Annotated in this window: 7 protein-coding genes and 3 pseudogenes; 6 read left to right on the top strand and 4 right to left on the bottom strand. The window is 69.0% G+C overall.

What is annotated here, in order from left to right:
• Positions 1-14: 14 nt before the first annotated feature.
• Complete coding sequence (locus STBA_RS07895) at positions 15-806, bottom strand: alpha/beta fold hydrolase (RefSeq protein WP_077063177.1); 792 nt, start codon at positions 804-806, stop codon at positions 15-17.
• A 176-nt stretch (positions 807-982) separates the two neighbouring features.
• On the opposite strand from STBA_RS07895, the gene STBA_RS07900 reads away from it, so the two are divergent.
• From STBA_RS07900 to STBA_RS07940, 6 genes and pseudogenes are all read left to right on the top strand, one after another.
• Entirely contained in the window at positions 983-2,704 is a 1,722-nt protein-coding gene (locus tag STBA_RS07900; RefSeq protein WP_077058562.1) for a tryptophan 7-halogenase, read from the top strand.
• Positions 2,705-2,748: 44 nt separating this feature from the next.
• Complete coding sequence (locus tag STBA_RS07905) at positions 2,749-4,419, top strand: NAD(P)/FAD-dependent oxidoreductase (RefSeq protein WP_253194580.1); 1,671 nt, start codon at positions 2,749-2,751, stop codon at positions 4,417-4,419.
• Positions 4,420-5,295: 876 nt separating this feature from the next.
• A pseudogene (locus STBA_RS38705) lies at positions 5,296-5,478 on the top strand (IS630 family transposase); the annotation flags it as partial.
• Positions 5,479-5,773: 295 nt separating this feature from the next.
• A pseudogene (locus STBA_RS38710) lies at positions 5,774-5,836 on the top strand (hypothetical protein); the annotation flags it as partial.
• 335 nt (positions 5,837-6,171) lie between these two features.
• Positions 6,172-6,519: a transposase gene (locus STBA_RS38715; protein ID WP_077058566.1), complete on the top strand. Its 348-nt coding sequence runs from the start codon at positions 6,172-6,174 to the stop codon at positions 6,517-6,519.
• Positions 6,520-7,072: 553 nt separating this feature from the next.
• Positions 7,073-7,687: a response regulator transcription factor gene (locus STBA_RS07940; protein WP_077058567.1), complete on the top strand. Its 615-nt coding sequence runs from the start codon at positions 7,073-7,075 to the stop codon at positions 7,685-7,687.
• A 3-nt stretch (positions 7,688-7,690) separates the two neighbouring features.
• Here the strand turns inward: STBA_RS07940 and STBA_RS07945 are convergent, their stop codons facing one another.
• The 3 genes and pseudogenes from STBA_RS07945 to STBA_RS37660 form a co-directional block, all read right to left on the bottom strand.
• Positions 7,691-8,473: a hypothetical protein gene (locus STBA_RS07945; RefSeq protein ID WP_143659453.1), complete on the bottom strand. Its 783-nt coding sequence runs from the start codon at positions 8,471-8,473 to the stop codon at positions 7,691-7,693.
• Positions 8,474-8,979: 506 nt separating this feature from the next.
• Positions 8,980-9,441, bottom strand: coding sequence for a hypothetical protein (locus STBA_RS07950; protein WP_077058569.1), 462 nt, complete (start codon positions 9,439-9,441; stop codon positions 8,980-8,982).
• Positions 9,442-9,590: 149 nt separating this feature from the next.
• Positions 9,591-10,392: pseudogene (locus tag STBA_RS37660) on the bottom strand (hypothetical protein); the annotation flags it as partial.

Here is a 10,392-nt window from a genome sequence, read left to right on the forward strand (position 1 = left end):
AGGAGCCGGCCGTCTCACAGTTTCCGTTCGGTCAGGAACCGGCTCACCGTCTCGAGCCACTCCGCGGGCCGCTCGGCCAGCACGACGTGGCCGGCGTCGATCTCGGCGTACTCCGCGCCGGCGATGCCGGCCGCGAGCTCCCGGGTGTGTGCGGTCGTGACCAGCACGTCCCGCAGCGCGTCGACGACCAGCGTGGGCTTCGCTATCCGCGCCAGGTCCGCGGTCACGTCGGCGGTCCTGACGACCTCGGTGATCTCCAAGGCGCAGGGATCGACCCCGGCCTCGAGCTGCTTGAGGAAGCCGCCGAGTTCAGCGACGCCCAGGCCGTTGATGATGTCAGGGCCGAAGCCGCAGAGCGCCGTGAATCGCGCCATGCCCTCGACGTCGCCCCGGCGCACCAGGCTCTGGACGATGTCGATGAAGAGCTGCACTCGGTTGTCGGGCCGGGCCAGCGCCGAGGTGAGCACGACGCCGTCCACCCGCTCGGGAAAGCGTGCCGCGAGGCGGGTCGCCACGAGCGTGCCCATGGAGAAGCCGACCAGGGTGAACCGCTCGACCCCGGCCCCGGTCGCGGTGGCGGCCAGCGACTCGGCCATGCCGTCGATGCTGAGTGGTTCCTCGGCGGTCGGAGTGCCGCCGATGCCCGGGTACTCGGGGGCGATGACCGTGTGTTCGGCGGCGAGCGCCTCCATCACGGGAGCGAAGTTGGCTCTGCCGCCCATGCCCGGCACGAGCAGCAGAGCGGGTCCGGAACCGGCGACGATCACCGAGTATGGCGTGTGAGGTGTCTGTGACCTGGGATCCATGTCGGCAAGGATGGCGTCTCCCACTCGAGTCCGGGTCGATTCGGACGTGACCGTGGCATGCGACGGCCGGTCGATCGCGACGCGAGCAGCGCACGAGTGGCGCTGCACGGGGCGGTCCTAGCGTTGCCAGGGCTGGCAGGGCCCCGACGTCCATGTACCGATCCGGAGGACAAAGCATGCCCAAAAGTGCTCATGTGTACGATGTGGCGATTCTAGGATCGGGGCTGGCCGGCACCGTCCTGGGCGCCTGTCTCGCCCGCAACGGCGCCGACGTGCTCATCCTGGACGCGGGAACGCACCCACGTTTCGCGATAGGCGAGTCCACCATCCCCTACACCTCGCTCATGATGCGGCTGGTCAGCGAACGGTACAAGGTGCCGGAAATCAAATGGCTTGCCAATTATGAAATGACCTACGCGAACATCTCAACGAACGTGGGAATCAAGCGCAACTTCGGCTACGTCTACCACAGGCCGGGAATGCGCCAGAATCCTGCGGAGGTCAACCAGTTCATCACGCCGCGCGTGAACTACACGGATAACCACTTCTTCCGGCAGGACGTCGACGCGTTCATGCTGTCGGTGGCAGTGAAGTACGGTGCCTCGATCAAGCAGCGGACCAAGGTCGTCGATGTGGACATCGACGACGAGGGTGTCACCGTCATCCCCGACTCCGGCGATCCCTACCGCGCCAAGTTCGTGGTGGACGCCAGCGGGTTCCGCTCCCCGCTGGCCCAGAAGTTCGACCTTCGGCAGCAGCCGACCCGGCTACGGCACCACTCCAGGTCGGTGTTCACCCACATGCTGAACGTCCTGCCCTACGAGGACACCATGCCGAAGGGCATCCACGGCAACCCGAGCCCCTGGAGCCAGGGCACGCTGCACCATATCTTCACCGGCGGCTGGCTGTGGGTCATCCCCTTCGACAACAACCCGCGGGCCACCAACCCGCTGTGCAGCGTCGGTCTGAACCTGGACCCCCGCGTCCACCCGGTGCCCGACTGCTCCCCGGAGGAGGAGTTCCGCCGCTTCCTCGCGTCGTTCCCGAGCATCGCCCCCCAGTTCGCCAAGGCCCGCGCGGTGCGCGACTGGGTGCGCACCGGACGGCTGCAATACTCCTCGAAGCAGACCGTCGGCTACCGCTGGTGCCTCACCTCGCACGCCGCCGGCTTCGTCGACCCCCTGTACTCCCGGGGGCTGTCCAACTCGATGGAGATCATCAATGCCCTCGGCTGGCGACTGCTCGACGCCATCCGCGACGACGACTTCGACGTCGAGCGCTTCGCCTACGTGCAGCGGCTGGAGCAGAACCTGCTGGACTACAACGACGACCTGGTCGCCAGCTCCTACACCGCCTTCGGGAACTGGCACCTGTGGGACGCCTGGTTCCGGATGTGGGGCCTGCAGCAGATCCTCAGCACCTTCGAGGCCAGCCGTGCCTACGCCAGTTTCCGCGCCACCCGGGACCCCGCCACGCTGGAGCGGCTCGAGCGTCAGGCGCCCGACGGTGCCCTGCCGAACTACGGGCCACTGCGTGCTCTGATGCGCGAGGTCATCGACACGACCCGCGCGGTCCAGGAGGACGGTGCCGACCCCAAGGCCGCTGGGGACAAGCTGATGCAGCTCATCCAGACGTCCGACTTCATCCCCCCGATGTTCGGCTGGGAGGACCCGGAGAACCGATGGAGCGACGGGACCCCGCGCCGGATCGCGCGCGCCCTGCGGTGGGCGCGGACGGAAGCGCCCCCGGAGATCGGCCAGCTGCTCATCGAAGGCGTGCGCACCTTCCTGCGCCAGCGGGTCTCCGGCGGCGAGTTCGCCGTCATGGAGGAGGTCAAGCAGTCCCTGTCCGGCCGGCCGGTGATCGGCAAGCCGTTCCGGGTGCCGACGCCCCGCTGAGCCGACCGCCGCCCATCCGTTCTTCGGCTCAGAGGAGAGGTTTCGTGGAACAAGAACCGATGACGAGCAGTGCCGCCCACGACGTCGCCGTGCTCGGCTCCGGCCTGGTCGGCTCGATGCTCGCCGCCATCCTGGCCCGCAACGGCGCGAAGGTGGTGCTCGTGGACGAGGGCACGCACCCACGCTCGGCCCTCGGCGAATCGACCGTGCCCTACACCCCGGTCGCGCTGCGCGTGCTGGCCGAGCGCTACCGCGTACCGGAGATCAAGAGCCTGGTCTCCTTCGCCAACAGCACCCGCACACTCGGTCCCAAGCACGGTGTGCGCAAGCACCTCGGCTTCCTCCACCACCGGGAAAACCGCCCGCAGAATCCAACGGAGGCTCTCCAGTTCAGCGTCACCCCGGGGGTGCAGTACGACGCCACCCACCTCTACCGGCAGGACGCCGACGCGCACATGTTCTACGCGGCGATCGGTCACGGCGCGACGCCACGGCAGAACTTCCCCGTGGCGGACATCGCCGTGGAGGACGACGGGGTCACCCTCACCGGCACCAGCGGCGAGACCCTGCGTGCTCGCTTCCTGGTAGACGCCACCGGACCGGACTCCCCCCTGGCACGGACGCTCCAGCTCCGCGAGGAGCCGACCCGCCTGACCCACCACTCCCGGACCATCTGGAACCACATGGTGGGCGTGCCGCGCACGGACGAGCTGTTCCGCCATCCGCCTTCGGACTCCCCGCCCGTGCCGTGGTACGAGGGCACGGTCCACCACGTATTCGAGCACGGCTGGTTCTGGGTGATCCCCTTCGACAACCATCCCGGGTCCAGGAACCCGCTGTGCAGCGTCGGGCTCACCCTGGACGCGCAGCGCCACCCGCGCCCCGCGGACATGACGCCGGAGGAGGAGTTCTTCCACCATGCCTCCCGCTTCCCCGACGTCGTCCGGCAGTTCACCGGAGGCCGGCCGGTACGGGAGTGGGAGGCAACGGACCGGCTCCAGTACTCCTCGCGGGAGTGCGCGGGCGACCGGTGGTTCCTGCTCGGTGAGGCCGCCGGCTTCGTCGACCCGCTGTTCTCCCAGTCCCTGTGCGGTGCGGCCGACACGGTGGACGCCCTCGCCTGGCGACTGCTCGACACCCTCGCGGACGACCGGTTCTCCCGGCAGCGCTTCGCGTTCCCCGAGCTCCTCCAGCAGAAGTACCTCGACGTCACGAACGACCTGGTCAACGCCGCCTATGTCTCCTGGGCCGACCACGACCTGTGGAGCGCGGTCTTCCGGATCTGGGCGTTCGGCGCCAACATCGGCGCCGCGCGGCGCTACAACGCCCTCGACGCGTTCCTCAAGGACGGCAACGACCGGCACCTGAAGGAAGCCGAGGAGGTGCCCCACCCGGGGCTGCCCTGGCCCGACCACGACGGGTACCACCGTCTGCTCGAAGAGGCGATCGGCCAGTGCGAGGCGTTCAGACTGGGGAAGGCGACCGGTCGTGAGGCAGCGGACGCGCTGTACCTGCGCATCGGGCGAGCCGACTTCATTCCCAAGCACCTGGGATTCGCCGAACGGCAGCAGCGGTTCATCCACCCCGGCCCTCCGGCGGTGGCGAAGATGATGCGCTGGCTGCTCAACGGGTCCGACATCTCCCTGCGCAAGGTCACGATGCGGCACAACGCCGTCGTCGCCAAGTCCCGCCTCAGGGGCCGGAAGGTCTTCTAGAAGTTGTCCGGGCGATCATGTGCGGGGCCAGATGGCCGGGGTTGCCGCGGTCGCGGTGCCGAGGTGGACGTAGCGGCGCTTGTCGTATCGCGTGACCACGGCTCGGGACTGTCCCGGCTTGCTGATCGCACGTCTGACGGTGTCGCGTTTCCTGTACCGCTCCTGATCGAAGCCGGGTGGCCGTCCGCCGCGTGAGCCTTTCCGCAGGCGGACGGCCTGGGTATCGGCCTTCTCCGGGATGGTGTGCCGGACGTCCCGGCGTCGCGGGTACTCGCGACACAAACTGTGGGTGCAGGCCCTGTCGGCCGCGAGACCGTCCGGCTTCTTGCGAGGTCTGCCCTGGCCGGTCCTGGGGACGCGGATCTTCTCCAGCACCGCCTCGAACCGGGTGCGGTCAGCCCGCTGTCCCACTGTGACGATCAGGGACAGCGGGCAGCAGCGGCCGGCGCTCAGGTGGAGCTTGCTGGTCAACCCGCCCCGCGAGCGGCCCAGGCCCTCACTGCCCGCACCACCTCCACCAGGCGGCCGAGAAGGCTCTGCCACGGCGTCTCGTGCTGGTGTCCTGCCGCCCCGGCCTCCTTTGAGCTTCGTAATACGATCTTGTTGAAGTGGCCCGGTCGGGCGTGACCGATGGGGCGATTCGGCCGTTCGGAAGGGTATGAGTACTCGGCCGTGGATCGTGGACGACGACTTGTGGGCGCGGACCGAGCCGCTGCTGCCGCTTGGGCCGGGATTCGGGTCCTGGCAGACCCGCTGGCGCAGGCTGGAACGGCGGCAGCGAGCCGGTGTCCTCGGCCAGTTGCACCGGAGCCTGCTCGCGGAGCTCAACTCGGCGGGTGAGGATCAACCCCACGTGTCGATTCCCGGCAGCCCTTTAACCTTGTCGAGCGCTGGTTCACCGAGCTGACCTGCCGCAAACTCCGCCGCTCCGCCCACCGCAGCGTCGTTTAACGCGAACGCGACATACGCGGCTGGGTCAACAAGTGGAATAAGAATCCCGAACCGTTCATCTGAACGAAGATCGCCGCCCAGATCCTCGAAACCCTCGCTGCATACTGAACACGAATCAACGACTCAGGACATCAGGCTTCAGGCAGTACGGCTTTCGCCGTATCACGCGGGCCTGCGCGGCAGCGCCTTCGACGTCTTCCACAGCTCCACGCTTTCCCGCCATGCTGTTGCCCCCTCGCGCTTTCGCGTGCGGGTCAGGCGGGTGACCCCAAGGCCATCTCCCTCCGGACCTCGCCCCCTGAGGGAGCGATCCAGCGCCGGGTGAAACGGCGCACAGTTTCCCAGCACACCGCACTCCAGTTATTCCCTTCGTGTTGATGAGGAGGCCCGCAGCCCGGGGCCGATGCGACCCGATGCCGATGCCATCGCCGAGCTGAAGATCCTCACCGCCCGCCGAGCCGATCTGGTCGCCGACCGCACCCGCACGGTCAACCGGCTTCGCGAGCACCTCCCGGGCATCTTCCCAGCTGTGGAATTCGCACTCGGCATGACCAAACCGCGGACCGCTGGTCCTGCTGACCGGGTGCAAGAACTCCCCGCGGCACCGCGCCGCATCGGCGCCAAGGGGCTGGAGACCGGTCTGCGCGACCGCAAGGTACGCGGCGCGGCGGGGAACCTCACAGCTGCCGTCGCGGAGGCCACAGAACGCCAGCACACAGCCCTGCCCGGCGCAACGATGGCTGCGCAGACGGTGCACAGCCTGGCGAAGGAGGTGACCGCCGGCCTGCCGGGACCGGCGCCGTGCTGGGCGCTGAGTTCCCGGCCGCCACGAGCAGCGACATGGCCGGATTCGGCACTGCGGACCGGCTCGTGGGATTCGCGGGCCTTGCCCCGGCGCCCCGGGATTCCGGGCGTATCAGCGGCGACATGCACCGCCCGGCCCGCTACCACCGGGGGTTGCGGCATGCATTCTCTACGCCCGCGCTGATCAGCATCAAAGGCTGCGAAGAGTTCCGCCGCTTTTGTGATCGCGAGCGCGCCGAGGGCAACGGCCCTTTCAAGCCGTCCTCGCGCTGGCTCGTCGACGGGTCAATGCCCGGTGGGCCCTGCTGCGTGATGGACGGTGCTGCCAACGCGCACCGTACGTGACCGAGGCGGCTTGGCATCTTCATTGGGAGTCGATCCACTTCCGGCGCTGCCGGGGCAGCGCCGCGATCAGCCGATCAGGTCGTCGAAGCGAGCCATCGCACATGCCCCGCGGCGTCTCGCCCCGGCCAGGCCCTCCCGGACGGACCGGGCCAATCGCGCGGTCGCCACGAATCCCCATAATCGCCACAGTAGCGAACATTCCATCTCGCGACAGCCCGCCTCCGCCGTCGATCACGCCGCTCGCGACGGCCCAACAGAGGGTCCCACCAACATTCCCTCATCACGATAACGCCCAAAAGTGTTTGCTCTCGGGGATCTGCCGTGCGGACTCCGTTCCACTTATGCTGGGCTGCGATGGCGCCAGGGCCACAGGCAGTGCGCCGTCACCGCACAGTAGGAACGGAGTTGCAAACCTTGCCGTCCAGCCGACAACGGCTGACGGCGAGGTGAACACGCACGTCTTAGACGGCTAATGTACTTGGCCGTCGAGATCCCGCTGTCAGGGGTCTCACTCCGGGAAGTGACCATTCCTGAACGTGACCTGGGGGAATTTGTGCGATGCTTAAAGGTCCTGTTGGCCGAGGATGTCGACCTGATCAGAGGGGCACTGGTGGCACTTCTGGAGCTGGAACCGGATATCCGCGTCGTGACCTCGGTGGGCAGGGGGGAGGAGGTTCTGCGGGAGGCATGCAGGACGCGGCCGGACGTCGCGGTGATCGACATCGTCATGCCAGGGCCGAACGGACTCACCGCGGCCGCCGCCCTTCACGAGAAGCTGCCCGACTGCCGTACCGTCGCCCTGACCACCATGGCGCGGCCGGCCGCCCTCAGGCGAGCCCTGGACGCACGAGTGCACGGGCTGCTGTTCAAGGACGCCCCTCCGGCCGAACTCAGCCGGGCCGTTCGCACGGTGGCGGCCGGCGGCCGGTACATCGATCCCCAGCTCGCTCTGACCGCCTGGGATGCGGCGGAGAATCCACTGTCGCCCAGAGAGGCAGAGGTGCTCAGGTTCGTGGCGCAGGGAGCCGACGCCGTTGAAATCGCCGGCTGCCTCTACCTCGCCGTGGGCACGGTGCGCAACTACCTGACCACGATCGTGGCCAAACTGAACGCCCGAAACCGGGTGGATGCGGTGCGGATCGCCACCGAGGCCGGCTGGATACCCTGAGACTCACTGAACCGGATGCCGCCCGGAGGGTGAAACGGCCTCCCGGGAGGGCTTGGGAGGCGCGATGAGCGTGCGGTCACCGCTCTGGCTGGCGACACAGCGCGCCTCCTCGATGACCACGTCCGCCGCCTCGGCGAGCATCGAACTCAGCTGGCTGTAGCGCGCGTCGTGGTGAGCGCGCTTCAGGCGCCCTGAGGCATGCGCCCATTCCAGGTTGATGTAGCTGCGCGGCGAGATGATGGAACGCAGCACCTGGGTGCCGCACCATCCCGCGTGTTCGGCGAAGACGTCGCACCGCTCATACAAGTTCCGTTCGAACTCCCGGCAGTTGCCCGAGACTTGGAAATGGGTGATGAAGACCGCGGTGGACGTGGTGAGGTCGCAGGACTTTTCGCCGAGCACGCGGCGTACGCTGACGGCCTGGTCCGCGTGCGTGTCCATCATGCGCCCAAGTCGCTCGGCCCGGCGGAGGTAGGTCTCGTCGTGCACCGCCTCGAGGAACGCCGCGAGCGTCTGCCAGAAACCGAAGTGCAAGTACACTTCGGGCCTCTTGGTCGCCTGAAAAGTCGCCATGAAGTCAATGCTGGCCTGACTTCCGAACCACCCGGCATGCTGTAGGAATTCACGCTCGAAGAGCCGCGTGTCCTCTTTGACCGTAAAACGATTCACGATGGCCATCGGGCCACCCATATCGCGTGTTTGTGCAGTCATCTGGACATCCTCGCAAGACGGAGCGGCTTCGACGTGGTTGCGTCGGCCGATGATCGAATTGTGGGTCAGGCGCAAGGCTTGACTACAAGGCTATGCCTAGTCATCATCAGGACGCGTCTTGTGGGTGTCAATCCCGGCGGAGCCGGTGACACTGAACGCGGCAAACACACACCCTGGCTCCCACGGACCGCACAGGATGAACTCCGCATGCAGGGCCGACCAACCAGGCACCCGGCCAGATTTCCCAGCATGCTCCTTCGCCCGCCACGCGTGTCACGCGAGTGGAAGAAACACCCTGCGACACGTTCGCTGGGCCAGGCCACGGCGTTGATGACTGAGGTCCTCCATGCCGCCCTACAATATTGGAGAACGTGCGGGGATGTGATGCGGATACGGCACCGGGCAGGGCCGCGCCCGGCCGACCTGCCGTACGGTCTAACCGGTAGCGAGAGCAGCCAGACTCCCGCACTCCTCCGGACCGGTTCCGCCCGCCCCACACCCCCCGGGGCGTGCGGCCCGTCCGGCAACACGACAGCACTGCCCCGGAGCCCCTCTCCCCCCCGGCTCCGGGGCAGTCGTGCTCAGTCCTCCCGGGCCCGCCCCACGACCGCCGCGGCCTCGTGCATGGCCAGTTCGAGGACGGCCGGGTCGGTGAGCACCCCCGACCCGTCGGGCGGGACCAGCCAGCGCACGCCGTTCGCCGTGCGGGCCGGGTGCGGCACCACGATCCAGCTGCCACGGCCCGCCGCGCGCACCCCGGTGCCCAGCCACCGGCCCGCCGTGCCCGGCGGCACGAAGTAGCCGATCCGGTGGTTGAGATGGTCCGCGAGCACGGGCCCTGGCCGGTCCAGGACGCGGGTCAGCACGTCGAAGGTGGGGTAGCCCAGCGCCCCCGGCAGGATGAGCACATCCCATATGCGTCCGGCGGGCAGCAGGGCCACCCCCATCGGGTGCCGCTCCCACTCCCACCGGCAGGCGTCCGGTTCCGGCGCCGCCGACGACAGCCAGGCCATCGCCGTGTCGGTCCGGTCGACTTCGTTCATCGTGGCTTCCTCCTCGCTCCCCGCCCGCGTGCCGGGCCGGCTGCTCATGGGAGGGACCGCGCGGAGCACGGATCATTACGCCACTTCGCCGGGTTTTCTCGTGGTGCGCGTCACACGGCGCGGCACGGGACGGGCGGCGGGACCGCCGTTCAGACGTCGATGCCGCCGCCGGGGCCGTCCGCGCCCGCGCCCGCGCCGCCGGGCAGGGACAGGCCCCAGTAGCCGAACTCGTAGTCACCGCCGGGCGAGAAGTCGACGCCGAGGTACGTGGCCTGGCCCGGCAGCGCCACGCGGTAGCTCACCTCCGTGTGCTCACCCGGCGCCAGCCGGTCGCGCAGGTGGTCCGCGCCGTAGCGCACGTCGCCGCCGCCGATCGGCACCCCGTCCGCCGCGGCGGCGAGGTCGAAGCCGCGCAGATCCGCCGTCCCACGGCCCTCGTTGGTGACGCGGACGGCCACGGACACCGCGCCGGAGAACGGGTCGAGGCGGGGCTCGGCCACCGTGACGGTCACGCCGTCCCCGAAGACGACCTCCTCCCCCGCCGCCGCCAGGTACTCCGCGCCGGCCGCCGACTCCACCGGCACCACCTCGTCCAGCCAGGCCACGAACAGCCAGGTGAGCACGGCCCCGACCACGAGACCACCGGCCCCCGACCACAGCCCGCCCAGGGCGACCCCGCGGTTGGTCGCCGTGCCGCGCCGGGCCCGGACGAGGCCCACCACACCGAAGACGATCGCGAGCAGCCCCGGCAGCAGCGCGAGCGCGCTCAGCGTGAACGTCCAGCACAGCGCGGCGGACACCGCCCCGCACACGAGCGCCGCGGTCCCCGCGCCGTTCCGCGGCGGCGGCGGAGGGTACGGCCGCAGGAACGGCGGGGCCTGGGCCGGCAGCGGAACGGCGCCGGCCGGTGGCCGGAACGGAGCGGGCTGCGGGTCAGCGGTCACGGGGCCT

The sequence above is a fragment of the Streptomyces sp. MP131-18 genome, assembly GCF_001984575.1.
Taxonomy (GTDB): Bacteria; Actinomycetota; Actinomycetes; order Streptomycetales; family Streptomycetaceae; genus Streptomyces; species Streptomyces johnsoniae.